This is a genomic window from Arthrobacter sp. LFS091 (assembly GCF_047977885.1).
Taxonomy (GTDB): Bacteria; Actinomycetota; Actinomycetes; order Actinomycetales; family Micrococcaceae; genus Arthrobacter.
Map to the genome: position 1 here is coordinate 288,420 of NZ_JBFPFP010000008.1, position 16,435 is coordinate 304,854.

At 62.9% G+C, this 16,435-nt stretch carries 14 protein-coding genes, 1 tRNA gene and 1 pseudogene; 11 read left to right on the forward strand and 5 right to left on the reverse strand.

The annotated features are described in order from the left end of the window. Positions 1–10: 10 nt before the first annotated feature. Together ACNQOP_RS16895 and ACNQOP_RS16900 are read right to left on the reverse strand one after the other, a co-directional pair. Positions 11–1,678, reverse strand: coding sequence for a RecQ family ATP-dependent DNA helicase (locus ACNQOP_RS16895; protein ID WP_416405211.1), 1,668 nt, complete (start codon positions 1,676–1,678; stop codon positions 11–13). A 139-nt stretch (positions 1,679–1,817) separates the two neighbouring features. After that, positions 1,818–3,376, reverse strand: a pseudogene (locus tag ACNQOP_RS16900) (glycoside hydrolase family 32 protein). Between the two features lie 312 nt (positions 3,377–3,688). Between ACNQOP_RS16900 and ACNQOP_RS16905 the strand changes: the two are divergent. The 8 genes from ACNQOP_RS16905 to ACNQOP_RS16940 all read left to right on the forward strand — a co-directional run bounded on the left by ACNQOP_RS16905 (position 3,689) and on the right by ACNQOP_RS16940 (position 11,782). Continuing rightward, the gene (locus ACNQOP_RS16905) at positions 3,689–5,125 is read left to right on the forward strand and encodes a family 43 glycosylhydrolase (RefSeq protein WP_416405212.1); all 1,437 of its coding nucleotides are present in this window, start codon (positions 3,689–3,691) and stop codon (positions 5,123–5,125) included. 45 nt (positions 5,126–5,170) lie between these two features. Continuing rightward, positions 5,171–6,508 (forward strand): ABC transporter substrate-binding protein, encoded by a 1,338-nt coding sequence (locus ACNQOP_RS16910; protein ID WP_416405213.1) that lies wholly within the window; start codon positions 5,171–5,173, stop codon positions 6,506–6,508. Between the two features lie 48 nt (positions 6,509–6,556). Continuing rightward, complete coding sequence (locus tag ACNQOP_RS16915) at positions 6,557–7,438, forward strand: sugar ABC transporter permease (protein ID WP_309990001.1); 882 nt, start codon at positions 6,557–6,559, stop codon at positions 7,436–7,438. Beyond that, complete coding sequence (locus ACNQOP_RS16920) at positions 7,435–8,337, forward strand: carbohydrate ABC transporter permease (protein ID WP_416405214.1); 903 nt, start codon at positions 7,435–7,437, stop codon at positions 8,335–8,337. The genes ACNQOP_RS16915 and ACNQOP_RS16920 overlap by 4 nt, the downstream gene beginning before the upstream one ends. 38 nt (positions 8,338–8,375) lie before the next feature. Next, complete coding sequence (locus tag ACNQOP_RS16925) at positions 8,376–9,455, forward strand: LacI family DNA-binding transcriptional regulator (protein WP_416405215.1); 1,080 nt, start codon at positions 8,376–8,378, stop codon at positions 9,453–9,455. A 115-nt stretch (positions 9,456–9,570) separates the two neighbouring features. After that, on the forward strand, positions 9,571–10,464 hold the full coding sequence (locus tag ACNQOP_RS16930) for a glucose 1-dehydrogenase (RefSeq protein ID WP_416405216.1): 894 nt from the start codon (positions 9,571–9,573) through the stop codon (positions 10,462–10,464). Positions 10,465–10,682: 218 nt separating this feature from the next. Continuing rightward, positions 10,683–11,288, forward strand: a complete 606-nt coding sequence (locus ACNQOP_RS16935) for a CalY family protein (RefSeq protein WP_257368994.1) — start codon at positions 10,683–10,685, stop codon at positions 11,286–11,288. Between the two features lie 86 nt (positions 11,289–11,374). Continuing rightward, the gene (locus ACNQOP_RS16940; protein ID WP_284985867.1) at positions 11,375–11,782 is read left to right on the forward strand and encodes an Hpt domain-containing protein; all 408 of its coding nucleotides are present in this window, start codon (positions 11,375–11,377) and stop codon (positions 11,780–11,782) included. 11 nt (positions 11,783–11,793) lie between these two features. On the opposite strand, the gene arr is transcribed toward ACNQOP_RS16940, so the two are convergent. Then, positions 11,794–12,204, reverse strand: a complete 411-nt coding sequence (gene arr, locus ACNQOP_RS16945) for an NAD(+)--rifampin ADP-ribosyltransferase (protein WP_284985866.1) — start codon at positions 12,202–12,204, stop codon at positions 11,794–11,796. Positions 12,205–12,292: 88 nt separating this feature from the next. Between arr and ACNQOP_RS16950 the strand changes: the two genes are divergently transcribed. The 3 genes from ACNQOP_RS16950 (at position 12,293) to ACNQOP_RS16960 (ending at position 15,118) form a co-directional block, all read left to right on the forward strand. Next, positions 12,293–12,805, forward strand: a complete 513-nt coding sequence (locus ACNQOP_RS16950; RefSeq protein WP_416405217.1) for a DUF2306 domain-containing protein — start codon at positions 12,293–12,295, stop codon at positions 12,803–12,805. Next, positions 12,802–13,578, forward strand: a complete 777-nt coding sequence (locus ACNQOP_RS16955; protein WP_349471951.1) for an alpha/beta fold hydrolase — start codon at positions 12,802–12,804, stop codon at positions 13,576–13,578. The genes ACNQOP_RS16950 and ACNQOP_RS16955 overlap by 4 nt, the downstream gene beginning before the upstream one ends. Before the next feature lie 265 nt (positions 13,579–13,843). Next, positions 13,844–15,118, forward strand: coding sequence for a Fic family protein (locus ACNQOP_RS16960; protein WP_257368999.1), 1,275 nt, complete (start codon positions 13,844–13,846; stop codon positions 15,116–15,118). A 71-nt stretch (positions 15,119–15,189) separates the two neighbouring features. On the opposite strand, the gene ACNQOP_RS16965 is transcribed toward ACNQOP_RS16960, so the two are convergent. After that, a tRNA-Thr gene (locus ACNQOP_RS16965) sits at positions 15,190–15,266 on the reverse strand. A 162-nt stretch (positions 15,267–15,428) separates the two neighbouring features. Next, entirely contained in the window at positions 15,429–16,307 is an 879-nt protein-coding gene (locus ACNQOP_RS16970) for a DsbA family protein (RefSeq protein ID WP_235518784.1), read from the reverse strand. Positions 16,308–16,435 lie beyond the last annotated feature (128 nt).

The window sequence follows — 16,435 nt, forward strand, 5'->3', positions numbered from 1 at the left end:
CCCAGCCAAACTACGCCAGTCTCAGCAGCTCGTGCTCCACCACCGCAGTGCGGGACAGGGTCTTGTAGCCCTCCTGCTCGAACAGGACTGTGATGACGTCATCCTCGTGGCGCATCACCAGGCCCTGCCCCCACTCTTTGTGGATCACCGTTGATTGAAGCGGAAACGGCTCATCAGATGCGGTGGACACGTGGTCCGTACCAGCCGGAGGCTCGGCGCGGCCTGCCGCCTCGGTGCACGCATCACAATTGCCGCACGGCTGGGGCAGGTCCTCGCCGAAATATCCCAGGAGGAACTGGCGCCTGCATCCGTCCGTCTCAGCGTACGCACGCATCATGGTGAGCCGGGATTGGTCTACGCGCTGCCGGGCTTCGGCCAACTCCACCGCCCGCTCCACGAAAGCGGGCAGCTTGGCTTTGGACGTGAGCCGGACGCCACGTTTTCCGGGGGTTACGGCACTGGCCTCCTCGAGCTGGCTTACCAGCGCGGTGACTCGCCGCGGCGGGAAGCCGGTGAGCTCTGCAATGGCGCTCTTGGGAGCTGGCGACTTGGCGTTCTTCACCACGGTTAACACCGCGAGAAGAGCCTCGGGGTCCGGCGAATGGGTGCCGAAGAACTTCCGCAGCCCCAAGTCCTCCTCCCGGTAATGGAGGATGGCTGAGGCGGGCTCCCCGTCCCTGCCAGCACGTCCGATTTCCTGATAGTAAGCATCCAAGGACTCCGGGATGTCCGCGTGTACGACGAACCTAACGTTTGCCTTGTCGATGCCCATTCCAAACGCTGTCGTGGCCACCACAACGTCCAGTTCGTCATCCAGAAACTGCTGGTGGATGCGTTCGCGTTCGGAGGCATTCCTGCCCGCGTGATAGGCCTCTGCACGGAGCCCGGCCTCGGCTAGCTTGCTGCTGTACTTTTCCGTGTCCTTGCGTGTTGCGGCGTAAAGCAGCCCCAAACCGTCGGTCTTGGCCAATGCGGCGACCTGTTCCACCACGGCCTTACGCTTGCCTTTGTCGTCCTGGTGGCGGACGACGTCGAGGCTGATGTTGGGGCGGTCGAAACCGCGGACCAGGATCAGTGGGTCCGTCATGCCCAGGCGCTCCACGATCTCGTCGCGCACCGGCGGGGATGCTGTGGCGGTCAATGCCAGCACTGGCGGGTTGCCCAAGCGTTTGCGGACATTTCCAAGGTCCAGGTAGTCGGGCCGGAAATCGTGGCCCCAGGACGAAACACAATGCGCCTCATCAACGACGAACATGGTGACGTCCATCGCGGCAATCCGGTCCACCGTCTCCTGCTTGGCCAGTTGCTCCGGCGCGAGGAAGAGGAATGTGGCACGGCCTGAACCCGCCGCCTCCCATGCGGCCTCGACGTCGGCATCACTGTGGGACGAGTTGACCGCGACCGCGGCGCCCTCCCCCAGGTCCTCGGCCAGGCCGTCGAGCTGGTCCTCCTGCAAGGCAATGAGGGGAGAAATCACGACGGCGGGTCGTCCCGTTTTGTTGTGAAGGTACTGGGCCGCCACCTGGTAGGTGGCGGACTTGCCGTACCCGGTGGGCATGACGGCCAGGACATCACGGCCCTCGACCAGGGCACTCATGCCGGCCAGTTGGCCGTCGCGCAAAGTTGGGAGGGAAAAGGAAGACGCCGCAAGGGCGGCGAGGGCAAGGTCATCGGACATTAAGAGGAAAGCTCCGCATAGGTGGTTCCTGCGGCCACTTGCATCAGCCGAGGTAACCAGCCTAGCGCGAGGCGAGGGCCGCCGTCGTCCGCGTCCTTGCGTTTGTGGATAACGACGTAACCCTCGCCCCGCCGCTCCGCTAGATGGGATTCCCGAACTCGCGGATGGTTATTCCGGTGAAGGTGGCTGGGCCACCGTCGGCGTACAGCGAAACGCCGGTGTCACCTTCAGCGAAATGCACCTGCTGCGACACCACTGTGTGCCCGGAATTGACGAAGACCTCCACGCTTTGGGTGTCGACAAAAATCCGCAGGTGCACTGACCGCGCGCCGGCGTCGATGGGCGCGGCAGCACGCGTGTAAGGCGTCAACGCGTATCCGCCCTGGTCTGACGGCGCACGGTCCACGTAGAGGTCCCCACCGTATTTGCCAATATTGGTGTGCCGGGAACCGTCGGCGGAACGCCCCACGGACACCCCAACATTCGCTGCGGCATCCCAGGAAATGTCGAGCTCCAACTCGTACGCCCGGCCCGACCACGGAAGCACTGCGCTTCCGTTCACCGTGCGATCAGGAAGTTGAACGGTGGCTGTCGCGTAGGACTCGAGAGCGGCAATGGGGGCGCTCAACAGGCTGTACCAGCCACCGGACTGGCGCTCCAGCCGAAGCTCCCGGACTACCGAGTTCTGCCCGTTGTAGCCATCCGTTGCATCGGTAGGGACGTCGCGGGCAGCGTACTTCCAGTGTTCATCCAGGCGACGGCGAGCCGCTTTGTTTCGGGCGCTTCCACGGCCGGCCACGTCACCGCGGCGTACCAATCCCACCCCCAATCGAGCCACTGGGGCGTCAGGTTATCGGCTGTGAACATCGTGCCGTTCCAGGAACCAGTCCAGTAGGCGTAGGTCATGGGCCGGCCAATGCTGTAGGCATCCATGCTCGCGCCGAAGATCCAATGCCGGGTGCCGTCGTCGGCGGTCATCTCGTACAGATCGGGGCATTCGATCCCGCCGAGCGCGTGGTTCGGGTAGTCGAAGTTGGAGGTCCACTGCCAGTCGCGCAGGTTGGATGAGGTGTAGAAGGCTGCGTAGCGTGCCCGCCCGATGACACACACCCATTCGTTCCGTGCGGTGTCCCAGTGGATCTTCGGGTCACGGAACCACTCGGCATTTTCGATCTCCGCGGGCGTCGTGGCGGCGCGACCGTCGGTATTCACGATCACCGGGTCCGGCAGCGCTGTGAAGGTAAAGCCGCCATCCGTGGACCAATAGAGGTATTGCTCCTGGTACTTGCGGATCCCGTCCGTGGGCTTGGTCGCGAGGGCGATCACCGCCCCCGCGCCAAAGCCCGCCGTGTTCGCTGTATCCACCACCGCCGATCCTGACCACACAGGAAAATCGGGCTGGAGCGGCATCACCACACCGTGGTGGGTGAACGAGACGCCGTCATTGGTGGTCGCGTGGTCCCATCCGCCCTGGCCGTTGTTGATGCTGGAGTGCAGGTAATAGAGCTGGTAGGCACCGTTGGTGTGGACCGGCCGTTGGGGATCACACAGCCAACCAGACGGCGGTGTCATGTGGTAGACCGCCCTGAGGGAGGGCGCCGCTTGGGCTGTTCCGGCGGCGACGCCTCCCATGAGCAGCGCCAAAGCGCCCGCTCCCGTCCCTTGCAGGACTGTTCGGCGTGAAAATTCGAGCGTCATGAAGTGGTTCCTCTCAAGCATTCAGTGGCATGAGGGCGTGACAAAGGGTCCGGCCAGGGTGTGGCCGGGCGCGCAAAAGCTACGCAGTCATAGGGCTGGAGAACATGTTTCGATGACGGTGACCAGGTCAGCCCGCTCGGCGTCGAGGGAGCGCGGTTTGTCATCGGTAGCTAGGACCATAGTGGCTTCTCGAGGCAACGGTCAAGCGTTTTAGCATCGGAAGAATATTTTGCTAAAACGCTTGATCAATCGATGTGACCTGCGCTACCTTCATGGTGATCAAACGCTTTAGCAGAATGGACATCAGCGCAGATGAAACGCTCAGTCTTCTTCCAGCCCGCCGACGGATGGGTTGGGGACCTCATCCCCTTCGAGAAGGACGGGGAGTTCTGGCTCTTCTACCTTCATGAAGAACGCTCCCACCCCAAGCCCGGAACGGCATGGAACCTGGTCACCACCAAAGACCTCACCCAGTTCGAAAACCACGGTGTCGCCCTGCCGCACGGAACCGAGGATGAACCGGACTTCAATGCCTACACAGGCAGCGTGACAGTCGACGGTGACGGCACCCACCACCTGTTCTACACCGGCCAAAATCCACGAAACCTGGGCCCTGACGGCGCTCCCCTCCAACTGGTCATGCACGCCACCAGTACTGACGGGATGCGGAGCTGGACCAAGCACCCGGAGCTCACCTTCGGCGCACCGGAGGGGTACGAGACCGGCGACTGGCGCGACCCCTTCGTCTTTTACGATCAGGAAAGCGGACTCTGGCGCATGCTCATCGCAGCCCGGCACTCCAAGGGCCCCGAACGCCGCCGGGGTGTCATCGCCCAGTGCGTCTCCCGGGATTTGACGACCTGGGATTATGCGGATCCGTTCTGGGACCCGCGACGCTACATCACCCACGAGTGCCCGGACGTTTTCCAGTGGGGCGACTGGTGGTACATGGTGTACTCCGAGTTCTCCGAATCATTCACCACCAGGTACCGCATGGCCAAAAGTCCCACCGGTCCATGGTCGGTACCCGAGCTGGACAGCATCGACGGCCGCGCCTTCTACGCTTCGAAGAGCGCCGCCCGCGACGATCGTCGTTTCTTCTTCGGCTGGATAGCCAGCAAGGAAGGCAACGCCGACGACGGTTCGTGGCAGTGGGCGGGCACCATGTCCGTCCTGGAAGCCCGCCAGAACCCGGACGGGACACTCGGCTTCGGTTTTGCCGACGAACTCGTGGAGAGCTTCTGGGAGGACGTGCCCGTAACGCTGCCCGTTCCACTTCCGGCCACCCTGGACGTGCCCGACAACTACTCCGCCATGGTCTCGAACGAGGAACTGCCCAGCCAGTTCTACGCGAAGGCCGTGTTCGACATAGCGCCCAACACCACCGAATGCGGACTGCTGCTCCGGTCAAGCCACGACGGCGACCAGTCCTACGTGCTGCGCCTCGAACCCAAACGGGGCCGGCTGGTCCTCGATCGTTGGCCCCGTGAAGTGACCGGCGATGCCCAATGGCAGGTGTCAGGCGATGTGCCCTTCGACATCGCCTTGGAACGACCCTGCCACCTCGCCGCAGGCAAGCACACGCTCGAGGTGATGGTCGACGGCGACACGTGCGTCGCCGTCGTCGACCGCCAAGTGGCGCTGAGCGCAAGGATCTACGACCGCCCCACCGGACGGATCGGCGTCTTCGCCGGCGAAGGCGCGGTCACCGTGGCCGAACTTGAGATACGCCAACGCACCGACAACTGAATAACCCCAACCCATCATTCCGACCAATCAAGGGAGATTGTCCCCATGAAGAAACTTTTCCGAGCCGCAGCCGTTGCGGCTGCCTGCGCGCTGGCGCTGACGGCGTGTGGTGGCGGCGGCACCGCGGGCAACCCAACTGACGTGAGTCCTACCGGCGAGATCAAGCCCCGCGAAATTTCCTGGCTGCTGTCCCGGCCCGCCGACGGCGCCGTCATCAACATCATGAAGAAGCTCGCCGATGACTACGCCAAGGACCACCCTGGCTTCGCGCTGAACCTCATCACCACCCCGGACCGCCCCTCTTACATCCAAAAGCTCGAAACGTTGGCCGCCGCGAACAAGCTCCCTGAACTGTTCGACACGGACGCCACCCCCTTCGCCCAGCAGCTGGCCAAGCAGGGCAAGATGGTTGACGCCGACAAACTGCTCAAATCCTTGGGGGTCTACGACGACTACCGCCCCGGGGCCCTGGACTACCAGCGCTTCGACGACGGCTCCCTGTACATGATTCCGTTCCAGTTCGAGCTCGAATTCATGTGGTACAACAAGGCACTGCTGCAAAAGGCCGGCGTTTCCGTTCCGAAGTCCCTCGATGACATCCCTGCCATGTGCACGGCGTTGAGGAAGGCCGGCATCACCCCCATTGCTCTGGACGGACAGGACCAGTGGCCGTTGGAACGCTACGTCGCCTACCAGCCGTTCCGTGAAGCCGGGCCGGAGTTCGTGCAGAAACTGAAGAAGGGCGAGGCCTCATTCGCCGACTCGGCCGGGAAAAAGACGGTGGGGTGGCTGGCCGAACTTGGCAAGGCCAACTGCTTCCAGGACGGATTCTCGGCCCAAGGCTATTCGGACGCCCAGAACCAGTTCACCTCCGGCCAAGCAGCCATGTACAACATCGGAACCTGGGAACTCCCCAGCCTTGCCACCGACAAACTGAACCCTGCCGTGCGGAACGACATCGACTTCTTCACCCTCCCCACCACAGAAGGAGCGGTAACGGCCGCGAACGAGTACGTCTCACCGTCGGGAATCGGCATGGCCGTGAACTCCAAGACCTACGATCCGCTGGTCAGCGACTTCCTGAAGTTCGCCCTGGGGAAGTATCCGGCGGAATACGCCGCAACCGGCGCCCTGTCCCCCACCACCACCGTCCAAACCGCGGTGCCAGCGAACGCCACACCGGTGTACAAGAAGGCCCTCGACGCTGCGAACGGCCTCGGGAGCAAGCAGGCCATGCCGTGGGACACCCAACTGGACCCAACCACCAACGGCAGGTTGCAGCAGGAACTCGTCCTCCTTGTGCAGGGAAACATCACCCCTGAACAGTTCACGCAAACGATGGACGACGCCATCAAGCAGAACGCGCCCAAGTTCTTCAAGTAGACACACATGCGGGGGGCTGCAAAAGCCCCCCGCACCGAAAGGCCCACCATGCTTCCCAACAGGTCAAGGACATCAGTCCTGGTATTCCTGCTCCCGCCCCTCCTGCTCTATTGCGCAGCCGTGCTTTTCCCGATCCTCCAGTCGTTGTTCCTGAGCTTCTTCTCGTGGAACGGCATCAGCGACATGGAGTTCGTCGGACTGGCAAATTACGTCAGGATGCTCACTGCTGATGACATTTTCTGGCGCTCATTCTTCAATGCCCTGCTTTACCTGGCTATCTGCCTGGTCCTGCAACTCGGCGGCGCGCTGGTGGTCGCCAGCCTGTTGACCTCCCTGCGTCGCGGCCGGGAACTCATCAAGACCCTCTACTTGCTGCCCGCGGTCATCTCGACCGTAGCCATTGCGTTTCTCTTCGTACGCATCTACTCGATCGACCCCGTGGGCCTGCTGAACCAGTTGTTGCACTGGGTAGGCCTGGGGTCCTTGGAGCGGGCGTGGCTCTCTGATGTGAACACCGTCCTGGCAGCAGTGTCCGCGCCCGAAGGCTGGCGCTTCACGGGTCTCTACATGCTCATCATCTATGCGGCCCTCATCGCAGTTCCCAAGGAGCTCGAAGAAGCCGCGGTCCTTGACGGCGCCTCCAAGTGGACGCTTTTCACCAAGATCCGGTTCCCGTACATCCGCCCGGTATGGATCACCACCACCATCATGGCCACCACCTATGGCCTGCGCGGGTTCGACATCCCCTACCTGATGACCAACGGAGGCCCGGGTCAATCGTCCGAGCTGCTGACTACCTACATGTACAAGACAGCATTCACCAGTACCGATTTCGGGTACGCAAGCACCATCTCCGTGTTCATCGTGATCGAGTGCCTCGTCGCCGTCGGCCTCATCCTGTTCATGCTCAAGCGGAAGGCAGACTCATGATCGCCCAGACAGCCCCGGCCACTAACCGCACCGCCCCACCACCGGCACCCGTTTACAAGCCGCGGCGCCGCAAGCCCAGCCTCTACCGGACCCTGTCGCGGGTCCTGATCATGCTCATCGTGATCGTCCAGGTCTACCCTCTGGCATGGCTGTTCCTCACCAGCCTTCGCACCGAACAGGACTTCGCCACGGGAGACCCGTTCGCGCTTCCCGGTTCCCTCACCTGGGAGAACTACGCCCGCGCCTTCGAAACGGGAGACCTGGGCCGGAATATCCTCAACAGCTTCATCGTGACCATGGGCGCCAACCTGCTCATTGTCTTGTTCGGAATGATGGCCGCCTACGCCATCCAGGTTCTGGGCTTCCGTTTCAGCCGGTTTGTTCGGGGCCTGTTCCTGGTCGGGATTATTGTTCCCGTCCAAATCGCACTTGTCCCGCTCTTCATCGATTACTCAACCGTGAACCTGCTGGATACCTATCAGTCGATGATTATCCCGCTGGCCGGATTTGCCCTGCCGATGTCGGTTTACCTGTTCTCATCCTTCTTCGAATACATTCCCCGCGAAACCTATGAAGCGGCTTCCTTGGACGGCGCCGGACCATACCGGATTTTCGGTCTCATCACCCTGCCGTTGTCATTGAACACCGTGGTCACAGTGGTCCTGGTCAACAGCATCTTTATCTGGAACGACTTCATTTTCGCCAACACGTTTGTCCTTTCGGAGGAACTGAAAACTATCCCGTTGGGCCTGCAAAACTACATCGGCGCCATGGGCAAGGTTGACTGGACGGCCACCTTCGCAGCAGTGTGCGTAACCATCACGCCATTGCTCCTGGTTTTCCTGGTGCTGAACAAGGCCATGATCCAGGGCCTTGAAAGCGGGGCGACCAAGGGATGACGGCATCCACGGGCGGATATACTCCTGGTGGAGGACAGATGATTTCGCAGGAGAAAAATCCGGGCAACGCGGCCACCCCCGACGTTCCTGTCACAAGGGACCGCGTACATCCAGTGACCCTCCGCGAAGTGGCAGAAGCAGCCGGCGTTTCCACGGCCACAGTTTCCCTGGTGATCAACAAGAAAAAGAACGCGCGCATCGCAGACGAAACGCGCCGGCGCGTCAACGACGCCATTCGGCAGCTCGGATACCGTCCCAATGCGATGGCCAAGAACCTGGTCAGTGGAACCTCGAAGTTCATCGGGCTGGTAGCCGACGGAGTTGCTACCACCCCCTTCGCCGGCCAGATCATCCACGGCGCACAGGACGAAGCCTGGAAACACGGGTACGCGCTCCTGATAGCCAACACCGAGGGCAACGTGGACCTGGAAAAAGACGCAATTGCCATGATGCTGGAGTACAAGGTCCGCGGCATCCTGTATTCCACCTGGTTCCACCGGCCTACCGAGGTTCCGTCGACGTTGCGGGAATCCGATTTTGTCCTGGTCAACTGCTTTTCGCCGGATTCGCCGTCTGCCCGGGCTGTGGTTCCGGACGAGGCCCAGGGCGGGCAGTCGGCAACGGAGATCCTCCTCCGCGGAGGCCACCGCCGGATCGCCTTCATCAACACCACCACCCCTGCTCCGGCAAAGGACGGACGGCTCGCCGGCTACCGTGCAGCGCTGGATGCTGCGGGCATACCGTTCGACCCTTCACTGGTTCTGGAGGCTTACCCGGACCAGGAAGGCGGCTACGGCGCCACCGGCGAGCTCTTGGAACTCGACGTGTCCGCCGTCTACTGCTACAACGACCGGATGGCCATGGGCCTGTACGACGGCCTGCGGGAGAACGGCCTGTCCATCCCGGACGACATCGCGGTGGTGGGGTTCGACAACCAGGAAGTCATCGCAGCACACCTTCGGCCGCCGCTCTCCACCGTATCGTTGCCCCACTACGAGCTCGGGGCGGCGGGCGTCCGTATGCTGCTGGGCCTTGAGGCAGCCCCGGAAGGTGCTGCTTTGAAAATCGAATGCCCGGCTGTTGAGCGTGCCTCCGTCGCCGTTCACTCGGCGGCATAGACACGGGTATCCGCCTGCGACTTGGCACGTACACCTCCACGTGCCTAAGGTAGAAATCGTAAGCCTACTTAGCTTTTCCGTCCGAGTTCCACGATGAAGGACCAGGAGGACCACCATGACTGACCAGTACACCTTCCGAAACCCGGTCACCGCCTACGAGCACATTTCCCCGCCAAAGCAGCACCAGCCTGAGCCCGGCCTCGACGCAGAACTGACGCCGAAGGCGGACCTGGGCGAAGAAAGCTACCGGGGCACGGGGCGGCTGGAAGGACGCAAAGCGATCATCACCGGGGCCGACTCCGGCATCGGAGCCGCTACCGCCATCGCCTTCGCACGCGAGGGAGCCGACGTCGTCCTTTCCTACCTGCCCGAAGAGGAAGAAGACGCGGCCCGGATCGCCAACCTCATCGAAGCCGCAGGCCGCAAGGCCGTCAAGGTTCCCGGCGACCTCAAGGACTCAACCACCTGCCAGGAACTCGTGGACACCGCCATCGCTGTGTTGGGCGGGGTGGACATCCTGGTCAACAACGCCGGCAAGCAGGTGGCCCAGAAGGACCTCGCCGACATCACGGACGAGCAGTTCGACCACACGCTGAAGACCAACGTGTACGCGATGTTCTGGCTGACCAAGGCCGCACTCCCGCACTTGGAGCCAGGCTCAACCATCATCAACACCACCTCCATCCAGGCCTACAACCCCTCGCCGACGCTGGTGGATTACGCCACCACCAAGGCAAGCATCAACAACTTCACCAAGGGCCTGGCGCAGCAGCTTGCGCCCAAGGGAATCCGCGTGAACGCGGTGGCTCCAGGACCGATCTGGACACCGCTGCAGGTCAGCAGCGGTCAGCCGAAGGAGGAACTGCCCGAATTCGGCCATTCGACTCCCCTGGGCCGCGCCGGCCAACCCGCTGAGCTCGCCCCGGCGTATGTCTTCCTCGCCTCGCCTGAATCCAGCTACGTGGTGGGCGAAACGCTGAACGTCAACGGCGGCAACCCCACCCCGTAGGACCGCTCTAACTGAATAACGACGCCGGTGCCTCCCCCTTGCGGGGAGGCACCGTTGCGTTTGGCGCGAGTCTTGAGGTTTTCCTGAGGGACTGTTGCGGGTTTGCAGGATTGGTTCTTGAGGGTGGCCCGGCACAGTAGTTCTTGTCAGCCAGAGAGGCTGGAACGAAGAACGGCCGGCCGGTCTCACGGTGGCCTACCGAAAGGACACTGATTCCCATGGCCATCAGCCTCAAGACCACCTCCGGCAAGATCCTCGCTTCCGTCGCACTGGTCGGCACCGCAGCCGCCGTCGCCGGCATGGGAACCTACGGCGCGTTCACCTCCTCGACCTCCGCCTCACAGGCCGTCACCGCAGGAACCGTCACCATCGCCCTGGGCACCGGCGCCAACAACACCCTCAACGTCCCCGTCGCGGGCCTGCTGCCCGGGGACAAAGTCGAAAAGCTCGTCACCCTGGCCAACACCGGCAACTCCGATCTGAACAACGTCACCCTCACCACCTCCGCCGGTGCCACCGGATCCCTGCTCACCACCGACACCACCAACGGCCTGCAGCTGACCATCGAGAACTGCTCCGTTGCCTGGACCGGCACCGCCGCCCCCTACACCTGCGCCGGCACCAAGACCACCGTCCTGGCCTCGGCCCCCGTCATCACCGCGAACAAGGTCCTGAACAACCTGACCTCCCTGACCAGCACCAAGACCGACAACCTCAAAGTCACCACCGCGTTCCCCACCACCGCGGACAACACCTTCCAGGGCGCCACCTCCACCATCGCCTTCTCCTTCACCGGCACCCAACGCACCGAAACCACCAAGTAACCAACCACCGCACCACCAAGCTCCGGGGACCGGCCTGTTTGCCCTTCAGGCCGGTCCCCGGTCCACACCCGAAAGGAAGTCCAGGAATGAGCGCACCGCGAAACAACCGTGAAGGCCTCGACCTGGACCGGCTCCGCAGCCTCGCCGATGACCTCGGCGACCCTGCCCCGGCGTTGCGGTTCCTGACCAAGTACCTGTCCATGCTTACCGGCCGCGTTGAACGGATCGCACGGGCCGTGGAACAGGGAGACGAGGAAGAGACCACCAATGCTGTCCTGAGCCTGAAGATCAGCTCAGCGATGGTTGGGGCGATCGAAACCGAGCACCAATGCCGGGCCATCGAATCCATGATCAGGGAAGACCACTTCGACTACGCGGCCGACGCGCTTCCAGCCCTCCGGCAGACCGCGGACCGCTGCGTGGCAGCCCGATCTGACCTCATCAGCGCGGCCCACGCCTCCATGACGCGGCACGGTGGATTCTTCCGGGCCTGAAGGGCCTGGCACTAGTTGATGATCTCCCCCCGCTCGTCGGCAAGGATCGCGCCCAGGCGTTCCTTCCAGGCACTCAGCGCCTCCGGGGTCAGACGGGTCCAGTCGGTCACTTCGCCGATCACGCGGAGTGGAGCGGTGCTCCGATACGAACGGGTGGGGTTGCCCGGAAACTTCTTGTCCGTCACGTTCGGATCATCCTCGAAGGGTCCGGTCGGTTCCACAGCGTAGACCCGCGGCTCACCCTCCCCGGCTGCGAGCTCAGCGGCAAGTCCCGCACCGTCCCTCAGAGCAGTGAAGTAGATGTGGTTCATAATCACTTCCGGACGGTAGTTGGACCTGAAGCCCGCCCTCAGGAGGTCTCCCTCCCGGAGATCTGCCTTGGTGCCATGGAAGAAGGGGCCGTCGTCACGAGGTTGGGTCACGGGACCACCCTAACCCCGCGACACGAAGCTCCGTAGCGTTCAACCGGGCTGAGGCGGATCGGTCCGCCCTGACCACTAGGCTGGCCGTATGCCTTCGCCGTGGACATTCCTCATTGCATTGCACGCCATCGCCGCAGGCTACGCGCTGATCTTCGGCGCCGTGAACCTGCTCCGCCGCAACAAAGGCAGTGTGGCGCACAGGATTCTGGGCCGTATCTGGGCTGTGGCAATGTACGTAGTGGTGCTTACCTCCTTCGGGATCCGGACCATTGACGGCGGGTTCAACTGGCTCCATGCTCTCTCGGTTCTGACTTTCTGCACGCTGACCGTCGGCTTATGGTCGGTACGCAAAGGCAACATCCGAGCCCACCAACGCTTCATGACCGGAAGTTACTTTGGCCTTGTCGGAGCCTTTATCGGCGTGGTGGCCGTCCCGGATCGGCGGCTCCCCCAGATGGCTGTTCACGACCTCGCGGCCCTCACCCTGTGGGCTGGAGCCCTCGCACTCACCGCAGGACTCACCGTTGCCGGCCTGCTGCAATTGCGCCCAGGACCGGGGCCCAGCCCAGCATCCGGGAGCAGGGATAAAGTGGCACGGTGAACTTCGCCGAAGCGCCCGACGGCACCGGACTCGCCTGGACGTCCGAGGGCGAAGGCGAGCCACTGCTCCTCATCGCCGGACAGGCAACGGCAATGGATGGTTGGGGCCCGACGGCGGAACTCCTGTCCCGCTTTTACCGCGTCATCCGCTTCGATCACCGAGGGATTGGACGGAGTGGGCGGGGTGACGCCGATCGGTACACCACGCGGCTCCTCGCCGAAGACGCAGCAGCTGTCCTCTCCGCCGCCGGAGCGGACAACGCACATGTGTACGGCCACTCAATGGGTGGGCGCGTTGGGCAATGGTTGGCCATTGATCATCCGGAGACGGTCCGCACCTTGATCCTCGCCGCCACCAGTGGCGGCAAATGGCCGGATCCAGCAACCCAACCCGACAGGGATGCCCTCGAAGCGCTGGTGGGCGGCGACATGTCCCGGCTCGAACCGCTCTTCTTCGACGCCGACTGGGTCCAGCGCAATCCTGACGCGACGCATGCTTTCTTCAATTCCCCGGCCTCGGCATGGGCCAAAGCCCGGCATTTCAGGGCGAGCCGGGACCACGACGCGTGGAGCGCACTGGGGTCCATCAAGGCACCCACTTTGATACTTCATGGGACTGTTGACCGGCTCACCCCATTGCCCAATGCCCTGCTCCTCCGCCGGCATATTCCCCGGTCAGTGCTGGTGCGGGTGCCCGGCGCTGGTCACGGTCTCCATTTGGACCGCCCCGAAACAGTCGATTGGATCCGTCAATTCATCGCCCGCACAACGTGAACGCAAGCCTCCCTGGCTGCGCGGCTTATCCGACCGGCTGGAGTTTAGGATCCTCACCGAGTTGGCTGGTGGGCACTTTGTAGGTTTCCCTCAGGCGGACCATGGATGTTGGTTCCCTCCCATCATCCGGTTCAGGCAGAAGCGTTGGTCCGCAGCGGTCGTAGACGTTCGACTGAGCGCCGGCAACATGAGAACCAGGGACGCTGATATTCTCATTTCACACTCACTATGAGAAAATCAGGGTTAAACCTTCTCAAAGGAAACCATGGACTCCCAGGCTAGACACCCGCACGGCATCCCTGCCGGCGGACAGTTTGCCGCAAACCCGCACGCCGAACCAAGCGTCTCCCTGTTCGACGGCGCCGGGGGCTGGCCGGCAATTGGCTATGAGGAGCATCCGTGGGAAACCGACCCCAACCGTGGCGCCTCCCGACGGCAGCGGCTGCTGGCCCGCGGACCCTATGAGGCCGCAGTCGCTCCCGAGATCGCTGGCCTGGATCCGGCCATTGATTCCCGAACCCAGGCGTTGGCAGAAGCGGCGACAGTGGAGATGGTCCGCTTCGACTCTGAGCTGGGCCGGGATACCACACCGTTCGCGGCGCTGCTACTGCGCAGCGAGTCCGCCTCCAGCTCCCAGATTGAGAACCTGACCGCTGGCGCCCGCAAGATCGCCCTGGCCCAGCTTGGTGACACCTCCAGCACAAACGCCTCACTGATCGCCTCCAATGTCAGGGCCCTGCAGGCTGCGATCGACCTGTCCGAGGACCTGTCAGTGCAGAACATCGCGGTCATGCACCACGCCCTGCTGAACGCCTCAGACGAAAACATCGCCGGTGAGTACCGGGACGCGCAGAACTGGATCCGCGGCAACTCCCCACACACGGCCGAGTTCGTCCCGCCCCACCCGGATCGGGTGATGCCGGCAGTCGAGGACCTGGTGACCTTCATGCAGCGTGACGACATCCCGGCCCTGACCCAAGCGGCGATCGCGCACGCCCAGTTCGAAACCATCCACCCATTCGCCGACGGCAACGGCCGCACCGGGCGAGCCATCGTCAGCGCCCTGCTGCGTGCTAAGGGCGTCACCGAGAACGTCACCGTGCCCGTGTCCTCGGGATTGCTGACCGATACCCGCCTGTACTTCCACGCACTGGGCGCCTACCGCGAAGGGGACATCCAGCCGATCGTGGAGCGCTTTGCCGAGTCCGCTGTCCGCGCCGTCGACAACGGCCGGCAACTGACGACAGACATTGAGGCGGTAGAAGCAAGCTACAGGGAACGCCTGGCGGGTGCACCCTCATCCGTCCGTAAAGTCCTGGACCTGGTACCAAAGGAGCCGGCACTGACGGCTGAAATGGTCGCCGAACACACTGGGGCCTCCATGGCCACCGCCTACCGGGCAGTGGAACGGCTGGAACACGCGGGCGTCTTGGCATCCGCCGGAAAAATCCGCGGCACCCGGGTTTGGGTGGCTCCGGACATCATCGCAGCCCTGGACGCCTTCGCCGACCGGGCAGGACGCAGAAACAGGCATCGATAAAGACCGGACGCGTTCTACAGAGCAGCAGAAAAACCCCTCCATCCCGGCAAGCGCCGGAATGGAGGGGTTCGTGGAGCCCCCTGTCGGATTCGAACCGACGACCCCCGCTTTACAAGAGCGGTGCTCTGGCCAACTGAGCTAAGGAGGCGAAACAACACAACAGCGCCGCCGAAACAACGCTAGACAAGGTTAGCCCACACCCTCCCCCGCAACGAAATTCACACGCAGGGCGGTACCACGAGACTCAAAACAAACAGCGGCCGGTCACCCAGCAAGGGGTGACCGGCCGCCGTCGTAATTCAAGGAAGGCTTAGCCCTTTGCCGTGATGGCGGTCTGGATTTCAGCGTTCAGGTCCGTGGAGCCGTCCCACTGCTTGCCGTCGACAAAAACGGTAGGCGTACCCGTGACGCCGATCGCTGCGGCTTCCTGCGTAGCAACCTTCACCCAGGGGCGGTACTGCTTGCTGTCGACGCAGGAGTCGATGTTTGCCGCACCTACCTCGGTGGCCATGGCCTTCAGGTCCTTGTCAGAGATGCCTGCGCTGCCTTCAGCCGGCTGGCGCTCAAAGAGGAGGTTGAAGAAGTCCGCGTACTTTTCCGGGGAAGAGTTCACCACGCAGGCCGCAGCGTTGGCCGCCCGCGAGGAGTAGTTGGTGGTGGACTGCTGGTCCAGGAAGCCAAGAGCGCGGTATTCGAGGGAGATTTTTCCATCGTTGCGGAGCTTGGTCAGCGAGTCACCGTACGTGGTCTCGAAGCGCTTGCAGACGGGGCAGATGAAGTCGATGTAGGCAACTACCTTGACCGGCTTTCCGGCTTCAGCCTCGCCACCGGGAACAGTTACGGTTGCGGGCTTGCTGGCCAGCGGAGCAGGAACGTCGGCGACGTTGACGGTGGCGGGTTCGGACTTCACAACCTCGCTGTTGGCCAGCAGGGTGACGCCGCCATGGACGTTGCCGTTGGCGGGCGTGGGGCCGTTGTCGGCAATCGGCGCGTTGTTCTGGACGTTGCCAACAACCACGAACGCCACCACCGCGATGATGACAACGATGGCAACCACGATGCCCCAGCCGACCAGAAGCTTGTTGCGCTTCTCTTTCTTCAACTGCTCTTCGCGGATTGCGCGCGCTTTTTCCCGTGCCTGGGCGGTGCGCTCAGCCTTGGACAGGCGGGATTCGTTTGCGGGGCTCATCAGTTCCTCGGGTTACTCGACGTCGTAGTGAATATCTAGGGCAACGGGGACAGTTTACGGGAGCGAACTTGGAGCTCTACCGCACACCCTCCCGCCCGGTTGTTGAACGATCAACTGCCCGTGAAGAT

Excerpts from the sequence above, each read along its gene's own strand:
- ACNQOP_RS16920 (WP_416405214.1), top strand. The coding sequence starts at position 7,435 with ATGATCGCCCAGACAGCCCCGGCCACTAACCGCACCGCCCCACCACCG.
- ACNQOP_RS16960 (WP_257368999.1), top strand. The coding sequence starts at position 13,844 with ATGGACTCCCAGGCTAGACACCCGCACGGCATCCCTGCCGGCGGACAG.
- ACNQOP_RS16935 (WP_257368994.1), top strand. The coding sequence starts at position 10,683 with ATGGCCATCAGCCTCAAGACCACCTCCGGCAAGATCCTCGCTTCCGTC.
- ACNQOP_RS16905 (WP_416405212.1), top strand. The coding sequence starts at position 3,689 with ATGAAACGCTCAGTCTTCTTCCAGCCCGCCGACGGATGGGTTGGGGAC.
- ACNQOP_RS16940 (WP_284985867.1), top strand. The coding sequence starts at position 11,375 with ATGAGCGCACCGCGAAACAACCGTGAAGGCCTCGACCTGGACCGGCTC.
- ACNQOP_RS16930 (WP_416405216.1), top strand. The coding sequence starts at position 9,571 with ATGACTGACCAGTACACCTTCCGAAACCCGGTCACCGCCTACGAGCAC.
- ACNQOP_RS16925 (WP_416405215.1), top strand. The coding sequence starts at position 8,376 with ATGATTTCGCAGGAGAAAAATCCGGGCAACGCGGCCACCCCCGACGTT.
- ACNQOP_RS16970 (WP_235518784.1), bottom strand. The coding sequence starts at position 16,307 with ATGAGCCCCGCAAACGAATCCCGCCTGTCCAAGGCTGAGCGCACCGCC.
- ACNQOP_RS16950 (WP_416405217.1), top strand. The coding sequence starts at position 12,293 with ATGCCTTCGCCGTGGACATTCCTCATTGCATTGCACGCCATCGCCGCA.
- ACNQOP_RS16915 (WP_309990001.1), top strand. The coding sequence starts at position 6,557 with ATGCTTCCCAACAGGTCAAGGACATCAGTCCTGGTATTCCTGCTCCCG.
- ACNQOP_RS16895 (WP_416405211.1), bottom strand. The coding sequence starts at position 1,678 with ATGTCCGATGACCTTGCCCTCGCCGCCCTTGCGGCGTCTTCCTTTTCC.
- ACNQOP_RS16910 (WP_416405213.1), top strand. The coding sequence starts at position 5,171 with ATGAAGAAACTTTTCCGAGCCGCAGCCGTTGCGGCTGCCTGCGCGCTG.